This is a genomic window from Arthrospira sp. PCC 8006, from assembly GCF_046480465.1.
Lineage (GTDB): Bacteria > Cyanobacteriota > Cyanobacteriia > Cyanobacteriales > Microcoleaceae > Limnospira > Limnospira platensis.
Genome location: NZ_PKGG01000088.1, coordinates 1 through 18,892, shown reverse-complemented (window position 1 = coordinate 18,892; position 18,892 = coordinate 1). Strand labels below are relative to the sequence as shown.

12 protein-coding genes and 1 pseudogene are annotated in these 18,892 nt (G+C 43.7%); 8 read left to right on the top strand and 5 right to left on the bottom strand.

The features are described 5' to 3' along the window. Positions 1-257, top strand: a pseudogene (locus tag B9T16_RS14190) (Uma2 family endonuclease); the annotation flags it as partial. 74 nt (positions 258-331) lie between these two features. Next, positions 332-1,021 carry a Uma2 family endonuclease gene (locus tag B9T16_RS14185; protein ID WP_014275791.1) on the top strand — a complete coding sequence of 230 codons (690 nt, stop codon included), beginning with the start codon at positions 332-334 and terminating at the stop codon, positions 1,019-1,021. Here B9T16_RS14185 and recJ read toward each other — a convergent pair. Both recJ and B9T16_RS14175 read right to left on the bottom strand, forming a co-directional pair. Next, a complete protein-coding gene (recJ, locus tag B9T16_RS14180; RefSeq protein ID WP_410245072.1) occupies positions 1,018-3,387 on the bottom strand; it encodes a single-stranded-DNA-specific exonuclease RecJ in 2,370 nt (789 codons plus the stop codon). The two genes, B9T16_RS14185 and recJ, sit on opposite strands and share 4 nt — an antisense overlap. Before the next feature lie 14 nt (positions 3,388-3,401). Then, positions 3,402-4,181: a photosystem II S4 domain protein gene (locus B9T16_RS14175; protein WP_014275793.1), complete on the bottom strand. Its 780-nt coding sequence runs from the start codon at positions 4,179-4,181 to the stop codon at positions 3,402-3,404. A 608-nt stretch (positions 4,182-4,789) separates the two neighbouring features. Here B9T16_RS14175 and B9T16_RS14170 point away from each other — a divergent pair. Next, the gene (locus tag B9T16_RS14170; RefSeq protein WP_410245071.1) at positions 4,790-5,932 is read left to right on the top strand and encodes a Rid family detoxifying hydrolase; all 1,143 of its coding nucleotides are present in this window, start codon (positions 4,790-4,792) and stop codon (positions 5,930-5,932) included. Positions 5,933-6,037: 105 nt separating this feature from the next. Next, positions 6,038-7,177: a Rid family detoxifying hydrolase gene (locus tag B9T16_RS14165; RefSeq protein WP_014275796.1), complete on the top strand. Its 1,140-nt coding sequence runs from the start codon at positions 6,038-6,040 to the stop codon at positions 7,175-7,177. A gap of 78 nt (positions 7,178-7,255) precedes the next feature. On the opposite strand, the gene gnd is transcribed toward B9T16_RS14165, so the two are convergent. After that, complete coding sequence (gene gnd / locus B9T16_RS14160; protein WP_410245070.1) at positions 7,256-8,680, bottom strand: decarboxylating NADP(+)-dependent phosphogluconate dehydrogenase; 1,425 nt, start codon at positions 8,678-8,680, stop codon at positions 7,256-7,258. A gap of 265 nt (positions 8,681-8,945) precedes the next feature. Then, positions 8,946-11,483, bottom strand: a complete 2,538-nt coding sequence (locus tag B9T16_RS14155; RefSeq protein WP_410245069.1) for a glycogen/starch/alpha-glucan phosphorylase — start codon at positions 11,481-11,483, stop codon at positions 8,946-8,948. A 432-nt stretch (positions 11,484-11,915) separates the two neighbouring features. Here B9T16_RS14155 and B9T16_RS14150 point away from each other — a divergent pair, with 432 nt between their 5' ends. The 4 genes from B9T16_RS14150 (at position 11,916) to B9T16_RS14135 (ending at position 17,884) form a co-directional block, all read left to right on the top strand. Next, positions 11,916-13,103: an AAA family ATPase gene (locus B9T16_RS14150; RefSeq protein ID WP_410245068.1), complete on the top strand. Its 1,188-nt coding sequence runs from the start codon at positions 11,916-11,918 to the stop codon at positions 13,101-13,103. Between the two features lie 156 nt (positions 13,104-13,259). Further along, positions 13,260-14,228, top strand: a complete 969-nt coding sequence (locus B9T16_RS14145; protein WP_410245067.1) for a diacylglycerol kinase family protein — start codon at positions 13,260-13,262, stop codon at positions 14,226-14,228. A 101-nt stretch (positions 14,229-14,329) separates the two neighbouring features. Next, entirely contained in the window at positions 14,330-14,956 is a 627-nt protein-coding gene (locus tag B9T16_RS14140) for a CDP-alcohol phosphatidyltransferase family protein (RefSeq protein WP_006619363.1), read from the top strand. Between the two features lie 198 nt (positions 14,957-15,154). Next, positions 15,155-17,884 carry a glycoside hydrolase family 10 protein gene (locus B9T16_RS14135; protein ID WP_410245066.1) on the top strand — a complete coding sequence of 910 codons (2,730 nt, stop codon included), beginning with the start codon at positions 15,155-15,157 and terminating at the stop codon, positions 17,882-17,884. 143 nt (positions 17,885-18,027) lie between these two features. Here B9T16_RS14135 and clpX read toward each other — a convergent pair. Further along, positions 18,028-18,892, bottom strand: an 865-nt coding sequence (gene clpX, locus B9T16_RS14130) for an ATP-dependent protease ATP-binding subunit ClpX (RefSeq protein WP_410245065.1), incomplete at its 5' end; no start/stop codon positions are given.

Sequence of the window (18,892 nt, the reverse complement as noted above, 5' to 3'; positions counted from 1 at the left end):
GTAATGGTGTAAGGGAATATTTAGTCTGGCTGGTTGATGGGTCAGAATTTCGCTGGTATKTACTCTTTGAAGGACGCTATCAGCTACAACAGATAGATGAGTCGGGTTGTCTGAAAAGTCAATTTTTCCCAGGTTTATGGTTAGATGTCAATGCACTATTATCGGGTAATATGGCACAGGTTTTAGCTAAGTTACAGGAAGGAATAGCTACCTCAGAATATCAGGAATTTGTACAAAGATTGTCAATCAATCCCTAACATGGCGGAAGTGGCTGGAAAGGCGATCGCGGATAGCTATAATAAATAATAAACTTTAATGGTTAGGTGATGTTATGAATTATACTCCATCAGTTTCTCAAACAATTCTCCCAACTTTGGAAAATGGCGATCGCTTATCGATGGTAGAATTTGAGCGTCGCTATAGTTTGCTACCGGATATAAAAAAGGCTGAATTAGTGGAAGGAGTCGTTTATATGACATCCCCTGTTAGAGTCCGACAACACGCCGACCCTCACGCCAAAATCATCACTTGGTTACAAGTTTATGCAGCTTCTACACCAGAGACTCAAGTGGCGGATAACGCAAGTGTTCGCCTAGACATGGATAATGAACCCCAACCAGACGCTTTATTGCGTATGGAAGAGGCGGCGGGGGGACAGTCGCGCATTAGTGAGGATGATTATATAGAAGGACCGCCAGAATTGATTGTAGAAATTGCAGCCAGTAGCGCCTCAAAAGACCTCCACGATAAGCTACACGCCTATCGCCGTAATGGTGTAAGGGAATATTTAGTCTGGCTGGTTGATGGGTCAGAATTTCGCTGGTATGTACTCTTTGAAGGACGCTATCAGCTACAACAGATAGATGAGTCGGGTTGTCTGAAAAGTCAATTTTTCCCAGGTTTATGGTTAGACGTCAATGCRCTATTATCAGGTAATATGGCACAGGTTTTAGCTAAGTTACAGGAAGGAATAGCTACCCCAGAATATCAGGAATTTGTGGCAAGATTTATGCCCAGTTAACTGATTCTACACATACCATCAATGGTTTCTAGGGGAACTTCACAGAAATATTGCCGGGTAAATTGTTCTTCTTCAATGGTGGCAAAAAATATGTCTAGTAAGGAGCCAAAATCCTGGTCAGATTCAGATATATCCGCGATTTTACCAGTGGTCTGAGAGCTAATATATAACAGTTTATTTGATGGGGTATCCTCGGCTAATTCTATCTGGTAGCCTAGGGATTTTAGACAATGCAAACCCCTAGTTAAAGCTATATCCCCAATGGCTAATTTTTCTAATAAGTCCTGGGGACTAATTCCTTGGTGATTATTGCTTAAATTATCCGCGATTTGGGTGAGTTTTTCCCAAACTTCTTGGGGGGATATTCTGGGGGGTGGAGAATAGGCGATCGCCAATTTTTTACCAGCCTTGACAGCCTCAGCAAACCAGCCTGTTAATTCCTCCCAACTCCCCGGACAATCACTCACCACCAAATAATTACTTTCCCAACTAATCGGCTGATTATCATCATCTAAAACTGTACTTTCTCCAGGGGGATGATTCCGAAAATCCGCTATATCAACAGCAATTAAGGGGGGGTTAATTTCCGTTTCTGATAAAGCAGGACGCACAGCTAATAGTCGCACCTCGTAGCATCTTTTATGAGCATTAAAATCCAACTCGACGATCGCATCATATCGACCAGGGGGTAATTCCTCTTTATAGTGACCCCACCAAACCCCCGGAAAACCTAATTCCGTAGAATCATCAAATAGGTGATAGGTAGTCCTAATATACTGAACTTTTTTACCCCGTAAATCATAAGGATTTTCATTCCAAACATTATCAAACCAGCAATTCTTAATTAACAACTTGGGAACCGGATTTCCCATTCCGCAGGGTTCCAACAATTTTAACTCTTTGAATAAATGAGAACCCAATTCTGCCACAGTACAAACCAAATCGACTATAATAGGAGATTGAGAGAGTAATATTCCCCCCATACGTTGTCGGAGTTCTCGGTCTATGGCTTGTGTAAATATGGGGATATTCTCAATGGGTAAACTCAAGCCAGCGGCGAAAGGATGACCCCCAAAATTATGCAATAGATGCCGTTGATTATATACTAAATCATAGAGGTCAATTTGATTAATTGAACGCGCCGAACCCCTAGCCAGTCCGGTTTCTGTGCCGCCTTCGGTAGTCAGTAAAATAGTAGGACGGCTATATTCTTGGGCGATTTGACCGGCGACTAATCCTAATACTCCCACAGACCATTGAGGGTCACTCAGGACGATCGCATAAGTAGTAGATAAGTCGATTCTTTGCAACTTTTCCCGCACCTCATAGGCGAGATTTTTCTGCAACTCTCGGCGGCGAAGGTTAGCTATTTCGGTATTGATGGCTAATTGTTTCGCCCTTTGGGGGTCGGGGGTGGTGAGTAATTCCACGACACAACTAACGTCCCCATAAATGCGACTAACTGCATTAATTCTCGGACCGATACCAAAGGATATATCGGTAGGGCGATCGCCATTTTTTTGACACAATTTCAGCAATTCCGCAACTCCCGGACGGGTGGGTTGATCTAGTTGTTTTTGGAGTTGTTGAATCCCTCGTTTAGCTAAATAGCGACAGTCTCCGCTAAGTTGAACCAAATCCGCAATTAAACCAATAGCCACCAAATCCAGTAAATTCTCTAAAGGCTGTTGAGAAACGCCTGGTAAAGCCATATATAATGCTTCTATTAACTTATAGGCGATCGCCACTCCTGAGAGATGATAAAGGGGATGGTCAGTCGGTAAATTGCGAGGATTAATAATCGCCACGACGGGGGGTCGCGTGGGTGGTAAAGTATGGTGGTCTGTGATAATGACATCAATACCCAAATTTTGCGCTAGTTGTAATTCCGCTAAATTTGTGCTTCCGGTATCGCAGGTAATAATCAGACTACAACCTTGCGCCGCCAAGGTTTCAATTCCCCGTTGGTTTAGTCCGTGGGAGTCGGTCAAACGGTTAGGAATAGTGTAGGAAACAGAGGATCCAAAAAACTGTCGCAACCCTTCCCACAAAACGGCGGTGGCGGTGATACCGTCCGCGTCAAAGTCTCCCCAAATGACGATTTTTTCAGGGTTATTGTCGCTGATAAATCTCTGATAAGCGAGAGTTAATCGGGCGATCGCCTCTTGCATTTCCGCCCCAAATTCTGCCGGACTAGCGGGTTGATAGCTGTCAATTTCCAGAAATCTAGTCAACTGTTCCCGCGTCGAAATTCCCCGACACAGTAATAGTTGACACAAGTATTTTCCCGAAATATTAGGGTGATGTCGCTGGATTTCTGGAATCATCCAATGAGGGATGTTTGGGGATGGTTGAACCTTCCACATAGGTTAATTATCTGTTAATTATATCTAGTTAATTCGACTCGATAGCGCTGTTTTTTGGTCACAGAAACCTCCCCAACTTCGAGTCTACCTTTCCCGCGAATAGCAATTAAATCTCCGGTTTTAATAGCAATGCTGGCTTGTTTAACCTCTTTCCAATTAACTCGGACATCACCCCCATCAATTAGCGTCACCATTTTACTGCGAGACATCCCAAATCCGGCAGAAGCGATCGCATCTAAACGCAAGGAAGCCTCAACGGTAGTCATGGCTTTTTTCTTGGGTTCTCGGACTTTCAACTCGCTTAAATCAATCGGTTGAACCTTGACCGGAACCGTCCGCACTTGGGTTAGGTTCATCTCCAGATATTCGACCAATTCAGGAATCACAATAGCCTGACCGCCGCGTTCTCCTAATACTATTATATCTCCGGTTTTTTCTCGCACAATTCCCGTACCTAATAAGGAACCCAGAAAGTCTCGGTGGGTAGCCGTGTCAAATAAAAAGTTCCCGGAAATGTCGATCGCTGCGATTTCTACATGGCTTGAGTCGAGGGGGAGTTCTGATCGGGCGATCGCCATTCGCTGACGTTCTGCTTGCGGATAGCCCCCCCAGGAGAAGGCTTGTACCTCTGTCAGTCGCTGAAAAATTCCTTGTGCTTCTGCGATTTCTGGGGGTGAGAGAAACTCAGTCTGTGTAATTTCCCAGGTTTTCAATGCTTGTTCCGCCAGGTCGATAATTCTGGCGATACAATCTCGATTTTCAATACCGTTAAGTAGTTCTTGCCTTGGCAGCATCAGTTTTTCGATTGTAGGTTGATGCAATTAGTCATTTTCAATTTTAACAGGTTTTGGGCGATCGTCACATTTTCTTTTCTGGATCGGCAAATATCTTGCTGGCTAGTTATTTTGTCATGTAGTAGTCCTAGGGGCGGTCTGGGGTGAGTTCTGATTCTTTAAATATCGCCAAATCACATCACCAACAGCCACAATTTTAGGGTGCATCACCTCGATAATATTGTAATTTTCCAGCAGCATTAATTGCCGTGAACAACCAACCCTTAAAAACACCCAAAAAATTCGGCATTTTTGATAATGATTAATCTCTGTGGCGCAAGGTAGTTTAAAATAGTATATAGCGTTTCCCGGATTAGTAAGGTACTTTTCAAAGCCCCTCTCCCCTTGGGAGAGGGGTTTGGGGTGAGGGCTCTACCTTATGGACATGAGAAACGCTATAACATCCGTGGTTACACCCAACCCAAAATGCACGGTTACAAATCCAATATATAGCCAGCACCTAAAAAATGCACTATTGGCGGACAATCAGATATAATTTATAGTGCCATACCCAGCAGATATCTACTCTGTAATATGGTCAAAACCACATCTACCAGGACTAACTGAAAATGGAACCACAAGAGCTTGACAGATACGCAGAAGGTGAACGTGACTTCCCCGGAGTCGATTTATCTTATACTACTTGGCAAGGATATGATTTTAGTGATATTAACTTAGAAGGTGCTGACTTCAGCAACTCTGACTTTAAAAATATGACCTTTAATCAGGCTAATCTCAAGAATTGTAACTTTAGTGAATCAACTTTCCAATCCGTAAAATTTGTTAATGCCAACTTAACTAACGCCTGTTTTATCAAGTCTGATTTGTATGACATAGATTTTTCTGGGGCAGATTTAACCGGGGCTCAATTCAAAGAAGCTAATCGGTTTATAAAGTGTAAACTGGTGAAAGCCAAAATGAATGGCGTAGATTTTTCTAAAGTGAAGTTGTCAGAGTCATCTTTGAATTTTCAATACTTAGACCTTGAAGGATGTAGTTTTTATCAGGCTACTTTAAGGGTAAATAATTTGACATCATCTAACTGTAAAAACTGCAATTTTAAAATGGCAAACCTAGAGGAAACTATCTTGAGAGACGCTTGTTTAGAGGGTGCTAATTTCCAGCAAGCTAACCTCAAAAAAGCTAATCTGATGAAAGCACAACTTAAAAATGCTAGTTTTATTGGGGCTAATTTAACTGATGCTTATCTTTATGGGTCGAATTATCAAGAAGCTGAAATCATTGGCGCAATTATGCCAGACGGTGAAGTTTACGACCCTGATGATTATTCGATTGTGGAAGTAGAGGAGTCCGGGGTAAAATCGACTAAGGCAGAATTTATTAATACAGAAAACGCGCCGAAATCTCCTAATAGTCCTCACCAAGCCGTTATCATTAATGACTGTATATATATTGCTGGTCAAATAGCGATAGACCCCCGCCTAAATATTATGTTATGCGATGACGAAATTACCGACCAGACGCGGCGAGTGATGGATAATATTGGGGCAATTTTAACGGCGGCGGGAGTAGGTTGGTCTCAGGTGGTGACAACTACCATCTTTATGATAGACTTGCAGGAAAGCGATCGCATGAATAGCGTTTACTCTGGGTATTTCACCGATGGAAATATGCCAATTTGCACCTGTGTAGCCGTGTCGAAACTCCCCGAAAATGCACGAGTACAAATCAAATGTATAGCCAGCACCTAAAAAATGCACCATTGGCGGACAATCAGATATAATTTATAGTGCCATACCCAGCAGATATCTACTCTGTGATATGGTCAAAACGACATCTACCAGGACTAACTGAAAATGGAAGCACAAAAATTGTTTGACAGATACAAACTAGGTGAACGCGACTTCCCCGGAGTCGATTTATCTTATACTACTTGGAAAGGATGTAATTTGAGTGAGATTAACTTAGAAGGTGCTGATTTAAGCAACTCTGACTTTCAAGAGATGACCTTTGATCATGCTAATCTCAAGAATTGTAACTTTAGTGGGTCAACTTTCCAATCCGTACAATTTGTTAATGCCAACTTAACTAACGCCTGTTTTATCAAGTCTGATTTGCAAACCATAGATTTTTCTGGGGCAGATTTAACCGGGGCTCAATTCGAGGAATCTAGTCGATTTGATGATATTAACATGGCTAAAGCTATAATCAAAAATGTTAATTTTTCTGGTAGTAAAATGTTTTCCATAAATTGGTCGTATTTGGATTTAGAAGGATGTAATTTTTCTGGCATTTATGGATTCCGCATAAACTTGGCTGCAGCTAACTGCAAAAAATGTAATTTTAAAATGGCAAACCTAGAGGAAGCCATCTTGAGAGAGACTTGTTTAGAGGGGGCTAATTTCAAGCAAGCTAACATCAAAACAGCTAATCTAATGAAAGCCAAAGTTAAAAATGCGAGTTTTGTCGGAGCCAATTTAACTGATGCAAATTTGTACCTAACTAACTATCAAGAAGCTCAAATCATTGGCGCAATTATGCCAGACGGTGAAGTTTATGACCTCGATGATGATTTGATTATGGAAGTGGGGGAGTCTGGGAGAAACTCGACTAAGGCAGAATTTATTAATACAGAAAACGCGCCGAAATCTCCTAATAGTCCTCACCAAGCCGTTATCATTAATGACTGTATATATATTGCTGGTCAAATAGCCATAGCCCCCCGCCTAAATATTATGTTATGCGATGACGAAATTACCGACCAGACGCGGCGAGTGATGGATAATATTGGCGCGATTTTAACGGCGGCGGGAGTAGGTTGGTCTAAGGTGATGAAAACGACGATTTTTATGGTAGACTTGCAGGAAAGCGATCGCATGAATAGCGTTTACTCTAGCTATTTTACCGATGGAAATATGCCAATTTGCACCTGTGTAGCCGTGTCGCAACTCCCGGAAAATGCACGAGTCCAAATAGAATGTATAGCCACCTTATAGCATAAAGCAGCCCCCCAGAGGTGGGGGGTTTTGGGTGAGGGAAAACTCAGTTAATCACCAAGGGACTAAACCTGATAATTAATCAACATTAGCCCATTCAGTATGGAAAAACTGACCCCTGGGTTTATCGATACGCTCATAAGTATGAGCGCCAAAATAGTCTCGTTGTGCTTGAGTTAAATTTTGAGGTAAACTCACGCGGCGATAACTATCAAAATAATCCAAAGAAGCACTAAAAGCCGGCACAGGAATACCCATAGTATTTGCAGTTACGAGAACTTCTCGCCAAGCCGACTGACGGTCAAGAATAGTGTGCTTAAACTCCGGCGCAAGTAGCAAATTAGGCAATTGAGGATTTTGGTCATAAGCCTGCTTAATTTTATTCAAAAATCCCGCCCGAATAATGCAGCCTCCCTTCCAAATGCGGGCAATTTCGCCCAAATTCAGATTATAATTAAACTCCTGAGAAGCCTTACCCATAAGCGCCATACCCTGAGCATAAGAGCAGATTTTGGAGCAGTATAAAGCATCACGAACTTTATTGATGAAAGAGGTAACATCACCATCAAAATTAGCACTAGGTCCCGGCAATTCCTGAGAAGCTGCCACCCGTTCATCCTTATAGGAAGAAATAATCCGGCTATTAACAGCAGCAGTAATGGTAGGAATAGAAACGCCCAACTCCAAAGCACTAACGACAGTCCAGCGTCCGGTTCCTTTTTGTCCAGCCGAGTCCAAAACCAAGTCAACGAGAGGCTTGCCGGTTTCGGGGTCTTTTTGCTTAAAAATATCGGCGGTAATTTCAATCAGAAAAGAGTTTAACTCATCGGTAGTGTTCCACTCAGCAAAGACCTCATAAAGCTGTTGTTCATTCAAGCCAATGACATTACGCAGGAGGTCATAGGCTTCTGCAATAAGCTGCATATCGCCATATTCAATGCCATTGTGAACCATTTTGACATAGTGACCCGCGCCGCCAGCGCCAATATAAGTGACACAGGGGCCATCATCAACTTGAGCGGCAATTTTAGTTAAAATAGGTTCAAGGGCTTCATAGGAATTCTGAGTTCCTCCGGGCATTAAACTAGGGCCCCATAGCGCGCCTTCCTCGCCGCCGCTGACGCCCATACCCATAAACCCTAAACCAGTAGCTTCGAGTTCCTTGGTGCGCCTCTCAGTGTCCTCATAGAGAGAATTTCCCCCATCGATAATCATATCATCGTGATCGAGGAGGGGTTTCAATTGGTTAATGACGGCATCGACAGGTTTACCCGCCTTGACCATGACGAGGATACGGCGGGGACGTTCGAGGGACGCGACAAATTCTTCGAGGGTGTAGGCGGGTTTGACATTTTTGCCGGGGGCCCGTTTTTGCATAAACTCATCAGTTTTGGCACTGGTGCGGTTGTAAACGGCGACAGGAAAGCCATTGCGTTCAACATTCAGGGCTAGGTTTTCACCCATGACCGCTAGACCAATGACACCAAATTTTTGCTCTGACATAAACTTCCGTATAATGGTTGGCTGATCTGTACTTTAGACTGTATCGTTAATTTTTATAGCAGACGAAGGCGATCGCTTTTTTTTAAAACTCTGGTGCTAATTCTCCCAGCGACTGCACAGACAAGAATGCAACCCGGGGAGTTATATGGACTTTCAGCAGTGGGACATAATTTAAGGCGGCGATAGTTAGGTATTGTCTAGTTAAAAACTCTGTGAATGAAAAAAGGGCGACTTGTAGCCGCCCCAAAAACCAACGAGAATCAAGTTATTTACCGAGATTCAAACCGGCATTTTCTTGACTGTACTCTTCCATTTCAATAGGTACAGAGCGAACATTCCAGATTTCATTACAATACTCTCGAATAGTGCGATCGCTCGAAAACTTAGCCATCCGCAGAGCATTCAAAATAGACATCCGAGTCCACTTATCCTGATCACTGTAAGTTTTAGCGACCTGTTTCTGGCAGTCCACATAAGCCTGATAATCAGCAAAAAGCATATACTGATCATGGTACATGAGAGAATCAAGCAAAGGCTTAAATAACTCTTTATCGCCGTGGGAGAAATAGCCATCAGCAATGCGATCGATTACCGCTTTCAGGGACGGATTACTGCTATAATAATCCCAGGGATTATAACCCTTAGCCTTAGTATCAGCAACTTCCTGTGCAGTCAAACCAAACAGGAAGAAATTTTCCGCCCCAGCTTCTTCGCGGATTTCAATATTAGCACCATCCAAGGTGCCAATAGTCATCGCCCCATTCATAGCAAACTTCATGTTTCCGGTTCCAGAGGCTTCTTTTCCAGCGGTAGAAACTTGTTCTGACAAATCCGCCGCCGGATAGATACGCTGACCCAAAGAAACATTAAAATTGTTGAGGAAAACTACCTTTAAGCGACCTCGAACATCAGGATCATGGTTAATGATATCAGCCACCGAATTAGTTAGCTTGATAATCAACTTCGCCATAAAATAACCAGGGGCAGCCTTACCACCAAAGATAAAAGTACAGGGTACAATATGCTGGTCAGGATTCTGCTTAATCCGATTATACAGGCTGATAATATGCAGCAGATTCAAATGCTGACGCTTGTACTCATGAATCCGTTTTACCTGGATATCAAACATCGAATGGGGGTCAACTTCGATGCCATTATGTTCCCAGATATATTGTGCTAACTGTCGCTTATTGTGTAGCTTAACTTCTCGCCACTGCTCACAGAAATCTGGGTCATCAACATATTTTTCCAACTGCTTTAGTTGACTAAGGTCTTTTAACCAACCCTCACCGATTTTGGAGTTGTAAAGTTCAGCCAGTTTAGGATTACACATCAAAATCCAGCGTCGGGGAGTGACACCATTAGTCTTATTAATGAACTTTCCTGGCCACAACTTATAGAAATCCCGGAGAGTGTCTTGTTTGAGGAGTTCGGTATGTAGTGCGGCCACGCCATTAACAGCATGACTACCGACACAAGCCAAATTCGCCATACGGACATATTTTTCCCCGGACTCATCAATCAGAGAAAGACGACTGATCAAATTATCATCACCAGGATACCAACGTTTAACGTCCTCCAAGAAGCGGCGATTAATTTCATAAATAATCTCCAGGTGGCGGGGAAGCAGATATTCAAACAAACCCACAGACCATTTTTCCAAGGCTTCTGGGAGTAAAGTATGGTTGGTATAGGAGAAGGTTTTTTGAGTAACCCGCCAAGCGGTATTCCAATCCATCTCATGTTCATCCATTAACAATCGCATCATTTCAGCGATCGCTACTGCCGGGTGAGTATCATTAAGTTGGATAGCGGCGGTATCATGAAGATTATGTAAGCTAGGATGTCGCAGTAGGTGAGTGCGGATAATATCCTGTAGGGAACAAGAAACAAAGAAAAACTGTTGTTCTAGTCGCAATTGCTTACCTTGGGGGGTGTTATCATTGGGATATAACACCTTAGAGATAGTTTCCGATCGCATTTTTTCAGCGACCGCCCCATCATAGTTGCCAGCATTAAAGGCATCAAAATTGAAATCATCAGAAGCCTCAGCCCGCCACAGACGCAGGGGATTAACGGTATTAGTATCATAACCAGGAACCGGAGTATCATAGGGAATCCCTACTACTCGGTTAGCGGGAATCCAGCGAACCTTATACTCGCCTTTTTCATTATGGTACATTTCCGTATGGCCGCCTAATTTGACCTCAACGGCTTGGTCAGGGTGGGCAATTTCCCAAGGATTACCAAAGCGCAACCATTTATCAGGGACTTCTGCTTGCCATCCATCGCGGATCGCCTGGGTAAAAATCCCAAATTCGTAGCGAATACCATAACCCACGGCCGGAATTTCCAGGGTAGCCAAGGAATCGACGAAGCAAGCGGCTAACCGTCCCAAACCCCCATTACCCAAGCCGGGGTCGGGTTCATGTTCGAGAATTTCATCCAAATCTAACCCAGACTCTTCGACGGCTTGACGTACCCGATCATAAAGATGCAGGTTAATCAGGCTATTACCCATGTGGCGACCCATGAGAAACTCAGCGGAGAGGTAGTAAACTACCTTAACATCTTTCTCCATGTAAGTTTTCATGGTCTTTAGCCAACGATTCAGGAGGCGATCGCGCAAAGTGTAAGCCAAAGCCATATAAAAGTCATCCTGAGTAGCCAGGGACTCATACTTACCTTGAAGATAAAACAGGTTATCTGCAAAAGCCCGTTTTAGAGTTTCCACATTAGTACCTGTGCGATCGTCCTCAATCTGAATCGGACATTGATCGATAGGGATAAGAGGCTGCGTCATAAATTCTCCTTTTCCTGTCTCTCTTGTTGACATACCTCCTCGTCCTGAAGGAGCGAGGATTCCTTGACGCTTCACAGCAATGTGCTACCTAAGTAGTCTTACCCTCGCTCTGCGTCCGTTTAGAGTCTCCCAATGCCCTATGGCGACTATGTTTGATTTTACTCAAGCCCAAAGCTGGTTGTCTTCAGGGATGTAGATTAAGTATGGATCAACTCGGCAATAATTCATAGTCATAACCAAAAACCTTCTGGAAACCCCCCAGACAGCCCCAGACATCCCCCAAAGTTAATCAATCCACCATCGGAACCCTTGAGTAGACAGTCCCATCCATCACACTATCTGGAAACCCTGACAAACTATTCCCAACTATTATAGATTGCCGATTCCCCCGACCCACCGCTATAGTTAGCAGTATATCTGATCCGCCAAATTATGAGTACAATTCCCAAAATCGAATATCTCAAAGTTAGAAATTACCGCGCCTTACAAAATCTCGAATTAAAAAAAATTACTCCCCTCACCGTATTTTTAGGTCCTAACGGCAGTGGCAAATCCACAATTTTTGATGTGTTTGCCTTTCTATCTGAATGCTTCACAGAAAGCCTCAGCAAAGCCTGGGATAGACGGGGTAGATTTCGAGAACTCCGCACCCGAGATAGTCAAGGCTGCATTGTGATTGAATTAAAATATCGAGAAACCTCCGCCTCTCCTTTAATTACCTATCATCTCGCCATCAATGAAGAAAATAATCGCCCTTTGATTGCCGAAGAATGGCTGCATTGGCGACGAGGAGGACAAGGTAAACCCTTCCGTTTTTTGGACTTTAAAAAGGGGGAAGGACAAGTCATTAGTGGGGAAATGCCAGACGAACAAGACGAAAGAATCACGGAACAACTTGACTCACCGGAATTATTAGCAGTTAATACCTTGGGACAATTTGCCAAACATCCCCGGGTTAGTGCTTTAAGGCGGTTCATTACCGGATGGTATTTATCCTATTTAACCGCCGACAATACCCGCAGCATTCCCGAAGCGGGAACCCAAGAAAGATTATCCGCCACCGGGAATAATTTACCTAATGTTATCCAATATTTAAAAGAACAACATCCCCAACGTTTAGAGGCAATCTTAAAAACTTTATCTTCCCGAATTCCTCGCTTAGAAAAAGTGGCAGCATCAATTATGCCAGATGGTCGTTTGTTATTACAAATAAAAGACGCTCCTTTTTCTCATCCAATTCTCGCCAAATTTGCTTCGGACGGCACTTTAAAACTATTGGCATATTTAACTGTATTATATGACCCAAAACCTCCTCAATTAGTCGGCATTGAAGAACCAGAAAATCACTTACATCCGGTTTTATTGCCACAACTGGCTGAAGAATGCCGGACAGCTTCTGCTAATACTCAATTAATGGTAACTACCCATTCTCCGTTTTTTGTGAATAGTTTAAAGCCAGAAGAGTTATGGGTACTGTATCGAGATAATCAAGGTTTTACTCAAGCCAAAAGAACCGCAGATATGCAGGGAGTTAAAGAGTTTATTAATCAAGGTGCCTTACTTGGTTCTCTCTGGATGGAAGATTTTTTTGACGTGGGAAATCCTCTAATAAATCTGTGATTTTTTAACTATAGTTAATCCCCAAAATAGCCCCGGAGGTTTACATTTTTTCTGGCAAATTAGTGGATCAATAACTATCATAATATGATAATATATAAATATGGCGATAATGCGCGGCGCGGATCGCCTTTAATTAATTCCCGGAATTAGCAGATAATGAGTTGGTCAAATCAACCCCAAAAAACTTGGAATCAACGATTAGAGATTTTCATTAATCCCGCCAGTGGTAAAGGTAAATCCCTACAAATATTTGAGCAAATAAAACCCATTTTAGAAAACCATAATACCGCATTTAATGTCACCTTTACCAGTTATGCTGGCGACCTCAAAAATCGCATCGAAAATATAGATTTATCCTCAATTGATGGCTTAGTAGTTGTGGGGGGAGATGGTAGCATTCATGAGGTTATTAACGGCTTAATGAACCGTCAAGACTGGGAAAAAGCCATTAAAACACCCCTGGGAATAATCCCCGGTGGCACCAGTAATGGCTTATGTAAAACTCTGCTAGAAGAAGCTGGAGAAACCTATAATGCAATCAATGCTACAATTGCCATTACCAGAGGCAATATTCAACCTCTGGATATTCTGCGGGTTCAACAAGGCGATCGCTTTTATTATAGCATTCTCTCCATAGCCTGGGGATTAATTGCTGCCGTCGATATAAAATCGGATAATCTCCGGTTTTTGGGTTCTTTAAAAACCGATATTTATGCACTATGGGAAATCTTAAAACTGCGTCATTATCGAGGCAAATTATCCCTAATTACTGCCGACTGTGAATCTCCCCTTATAATTGAGGATGATTATATACTGTTATGGGCGATGAATGTTCCCTGGGCGGCTTATAATCTTAATCCCGCACCTCACTCTCACCCCACAGATGGAAATATAGATGTCTTATTCGTGCGGCGTGGTATCTCTAAATTTAACTTAATTAAGGCTTTTTTATTGTGCAATAAAGGACAGCATCTAGCCATCCCAGGAATCGAATATTATAAGCTGCGAGGTTTTCACCTAGACCCCCAAGATGGAGAATTTTTAGCCATAGACGGGGAACCTATTTCCTCAGCCCCCATTAAAGTTGAAGTCCTACCCAATTTGGCGCGTGTCTTTCATCCTTAAATACCTAGCTATCTGGGAGTTGGTATCTGAGTCCGATTGACTTTTGTCAACTCCTGTGATACTTAGTTTGTCATAAACCAACATTTAGCAACCATCAAAATATGTCAGATACTGTCTACGAAAAATCCTCAGAAATTCCCGAAAATCAAATAGTTTCCCCTCAATCTCCCCTAGACAAAATCCTGCAATTTTTTACCATCAAAATCGCCCAAGCCTTGATTAATGTATCTTGGATAACCCCCAATGGCATCACCTGGACTTCTTTACTAATTGGCGGATTCTTAGCCAGTTTTTTAATCCTAAAAAATTACTATCTTTGGGCAGTGTTAGCCATAGTAATTAGTGGGTTACTAGATTGTTTAGATGGAGACCTAGCTCGGTCTAGGGGTATCGCTTCCGATACCGGAAACTTACTCGATAGTGTATTAGATCGCTATGTAGATTTTTTGATAATATCAGCCCTAATTTTAGGGAACCCTAGGGATAACTTAGTAGTGGGATTAATAGCACTGTTAGGAACTACAATGGTTCCGTATATTCGCGCCAAAAGTGAATCATTAGGTCGCAGCAGTATCGCTAGTATTGGTAGCCGGGCTGTGCGGACAGTTTTGATTATTATAGGACTATTAACCGGGCAAATTTTTCCCCTACTGATAGCTTTGGCGGTAATATCTAATGTGGCAGCTATACATAGATTTGCTCACGCCCTGAACCCAGGGAACGAATAAACCCAACAACTCGAGTCGGGGTGAGTCTCCCAAATGGGTGGATTTATCGATTTATGGCGATCGCCTTTAGTTGTAGAATGAATCAGGATTTCCACAATTGATAGCCCTGACTTAGGCTTTCTGGGTGCGTAACTACAATCTATCTATCTTGACTAGATCGGATGTTGACTTGATCAATAACAAACTACTGAACAGCCCATGGCATCTTCCCGAAAGTACCCACTCACAGCGATTCTGACTGGTATTATAATTAATCTCTCCGCCTGGTTTCCTGGACTGGTGAAAGCCGAAACAATTTTAGGAGTAGTACGTTCCCCATTACCAACAGCAGACTGGAATAGTGTAGAAAGCCGACTACAAAGCAGTCGCATCAACTATCAAACCATTGATATAGATAATCTCAATAGCGCCGAAGCATTACAGGGGCTGCGAGTATTATTCCTTCCCAATGTGGAAGTAATGACCACAGACCAAATTCGTATATTAGAACAATGGGTACAACAGGGCGGGCGGCTAATAGCCAGTGGGACAGTGGGGAACCGTTCAACTCCCTTAGCCCGTGAAAGACTAAGAACCCTAATCGGGTCTTATTGGGCTTTTCCCCTGAGTAACCCAGCCGCGCCGATTACTCAAAGCGATCGCTGTCAAGATCAGATTTGTCGTAATATAACAAACTGGGCCCCCACAGTAAACACCAGTGGAAACGTAGCAGGTGGCGTATTAATTCCCGCCACCCAAGCAAGCTACACCGCCGGAGTTTGGCAGGGTAGTAGCGCTTCCGCCGCCGCCATTGCGACCACCCAGGCTATTTATTTAGGATGGTATTGGGGACGCGGAGAGTCACCAGAAGTAGATACAGCTTGGTTACAGGCTGCTATTAATCGTGACAGCGCCGCCACCCCTCCCCCACAATCCTCTGTAGCCCGGCAAAATACCACCATACAAACCCCCCCACCACGGTCAAATACAGGGACATCAACAACTATTCAAACCCCCCCTCAGCGGTCAAATACAGGGACATCAACAACTATTCAGACCCCCCCACCAGCTAATCGAGTTAGTAACCCCAACCTAGCCTCAGTCAACCCCCGTCCTTCTCTGCTGCAATTATTTACCGACCCCTCGGAACAATCAGCCCCAGCCGGGTTAGAGGTCAAACCAGGTAACGACCCCATTGATAACACTACCGCTATTTTGATGAGGGAGGAATTAGAGAGTCTGTTGGGTAGGTTTGAAAATGCTGTTATAGCTTCGGCTTCTGGTAGTACCCCCATTAACTTGCAGATAGCTTCGGCTGAACCGAAAAATCCAGTGACTACAATTGCTAGTGTCACCACATCTATACCATCAACAAGACAAAATGCGATCGCCCAAGCCCAACAAGCCATTAAACAGTTTCCCGAATTGGTAGCCGCCCAAAATTGGGTAGCAGCCAGAAGATTATGGTTAGATGCGCGTCAAAAATTGTGGGAAAATTACCCCACCGACGGAGAGCGATCGGGCGCAGAAATTCGGGCCGTTTGGCTAGATCGTGGTACAATCGTCGCAGCCAGAGGAGAAGCCGGACTCGCCCAGATATTTGACCGTTTGGCAGATGCCGGAATCAATACCGTATTTTTTGAAACTCTAAACGCCGGATATACCATCTACCCCTCCCGAGTTGCGCCCGCCCAAAATCCTTTGACCGTCGGTTGGGACCCCTTAGCCGAGGCGGTGAAACTAGCAAAAGCTAGGGGTATGGAATTACACGCCTGGGTTTGGGTATTTGCGACCGCTAATCAGCGACACAATGCCGTCTTGCGACAACCTGACAGTTATCTAGGTCCTGTGTTGTCCGCTTACCCGGAATGGGCTAATTTGGATAACCAGGGTCGGACTTGGCACGAAAACGATCGCAAGGCTTACCTAGACCCAGCTAACCGGGAAGTTCGCAGTTATCTATTACGTTTGGTCGGAGAAATTGCCCACAATTATCAGGTTGATGGCATTCATCTCGACTATATCCGCTATCCCTTTCAGGATGCTAACCGTAATTTTAATTTTGGTTATGGTACAGCCTCCAGAACCCAGTTTCGAGATTTAACTGGAGTTGACCCCATTTCTATCACTCCCGGTGATGTGGCATTATGGCAACAGTGGACCCAATTTCGAGCTGACCAGGTGACATCTTTTGTCCGCGATGTCCGACAACTGTTAAACGCCAATTATCCGAATGTGATTCTCTCGGCGGCGGTGTTTCCACACCCGGAAACTGAACGCATTGCTAAAATTCAACAACATTGGGAAGTTTGGGCGCGTCAAGGATATCTTGATTTGCTAGTCCCTATGACTTATTCCCTCGATACTAATCGCCTACAGCGCATTACTCAACCTCTCACCGGACCACAACAGTTAGGGCCTACTTTAATCGCCCCCTCCGTCAAACTTTTGGATATTCCTAATGTAGTGGCGATCGACCAAATTCAAGCCCTCAGAGATTTACCTAGTGGTGGCTATTCCATTTTTGCAGTGGAAACTATTGATAGTAATTTGCAGGGATTTTTGCGCCGCACTCAAAATAATGGCGGGAATCATAGCGCCATTATCCCCTACCGTCAGCCTCTCCAAGCTGCCAGCGATCGCTATTTAGCCCTCAAGCGAGAGTGGAGTTTTCTCCTCGCTAATGACCAACTCTGGATCAGGGAATCTCAACTAAGCAGCTTTAGAAACCAAGCAGAAGTTTTAGCACAGGCTTTGCAAAATTTGGCTGAGTCCCCCAACCCTCAAGCCTTGAGTCGCGCTCAACGAGAATTAGCTACTTTTCAATCTCAATTTAACGGTTATATGACCCTCCACGCTAGGGAAAAACCCTACCAAGTCAAAAGTTGGGAAAATCGATTGGCTAGTTTAGATATGCTGTTACGATACGGCGCACACAGACTAAACTGATAATGTATGCGATGGATGCGATCGCGATCGGGGCCGCTTCCACTGCTAACTAAATCTGAAGGCGGGTTGATTAACTAACCCGCCCTCTGACTCTGACCACAGGATCTATGAATCCTAACCGGACAATTTTCGGTATATTTAATTTAAGCCGATTCGTGCTTGCGTCGCCAAGCCGGATGCCAGAGAACCTCTGCAGTTGACCGTTTTTCTACCATTTCCTTAGTAATCACACAACTGTTAACATCCTTGCGGGAGGGTAACTCATACATTACCTCTAACATTAACTCTTCTAAAATCCCGCGCAATGCACGAGCCCCCGTTTTACGTCGGTAGGCTTCTTTGGCGATCGCAATTAAAGCATCAGGTTCAAACTCCAAAGAAACATTATCCATTTTCAGCAGTTGTTTATACTGCTTAACCAAAGCATTATGAGGCTCAGTCAAGATTTTCACCAGCGCTTCCTCATCAAGAGGAGAAATCACAGTCAGGACTGGAACCCGACCGATAAACTCAGGAATCAGGCCAAATTTCACCAAATCTTGAGGTTCCACATTTTGGAGAACTTCCGTGGAGTCCACAGATGTTTTAACCCCCTCTTCTTCTGGCTTCACCCCCGGTTGAATAAAGCCCAAGGATTTTTTACCCATGCGTTGTTCAACCACCTTATCGAGACCCACAAAAGCCCCGCCGCAGATAAACAGAATCTTGCTCGTATCAATTTGGATAAAATCTTGATAGGGGTGCTTCCTTCCCCCCTGGGGTGGCACATTAACCACAGTTCCCTCTAATATTTTTAACAGAGCTTGTTGCACCCCTTCCCCAGAAACATCTCGCGTGATGGAAGTATTTTCACTTTTGCGGGCAATTTTATCAATTTCGTCGATATAGACAATTCCCTGCTGCGCCGCTTCGATATCGAAATCAGCTACCTGTAGCAACCGCAGTAGGATATTTTCCACATCATCCCCCACATAGCCAGCTTCTGTCAGCGTAGTAGCATCAGCCACC

Coding starts and splice junctions, on each gene's coding strand:
- recJ (WP_410245072.1), bottom strand. CDS start 3,387: ATGTGGAAGGTTCAACCATCCCCAAACATCCCTCATTGGATGATTCCA.
- B9T16_RS14175 (WP_014275793.1), bottom strand. CDS start 4,181: ATGCTGCCAAGGCAAGAACTACTTAACGGTATTGAAAATCGAGATTGT.
- B9T16_RS14170 (WP_410245071.1), top strand. CDS start 4,790: ATGGAACCACAAGAGCTTGACAGATACGCAGAAGGTGAACGTGACTTC.
- B9T16_RS14165 (WP_014275796.1), top strand. CDS start 6,038: ATGGAAGCACAAAAATTGTTTGACAGATACAAACTAGGTGAACGCGAC.
- gnd (WP_410245070.1), bottom strand. CDS start 8,680: ATGTCAGAGCAAAAATTTGGTGTCATTGGTCTAGCGGTCATGGGTGAA.
- B9T16_RS14155 (WP_410245069.1), bottom strand. CDS start 11,483: ATGACGCAGCCTCTTATCCCTATCGATCAATGTCCGATTCAGATTGAG.
- B9T16_RS14150 (WP_410245068.1), top strand. CDS start 11,916: ATGAGTACAATTCCCAAAATCGAATATCTCAAAGTTAGAAATTACCGC.
- B9T16_RS14145 (WP_410245067.1), top strand. CDS start 13,260: ATGAGTTGGTCAAATCAACCCCAAAAAACTTGGAATCAACGATTAGAG.
- B9T16_RS14140 (WP_006619363.1), top strand. CDS start 14,330: ATGTCAGATACTGTCTACGAAAAATCCTCAGAAATTCCCGAAAATCAA.
- B9T16_RS14135 (WP_410245066.1), top strand. CDS start 15,155: ATGGCATCTTCCCGAAAGTACCCACTCACAGCGATTCTGACTGGTATT.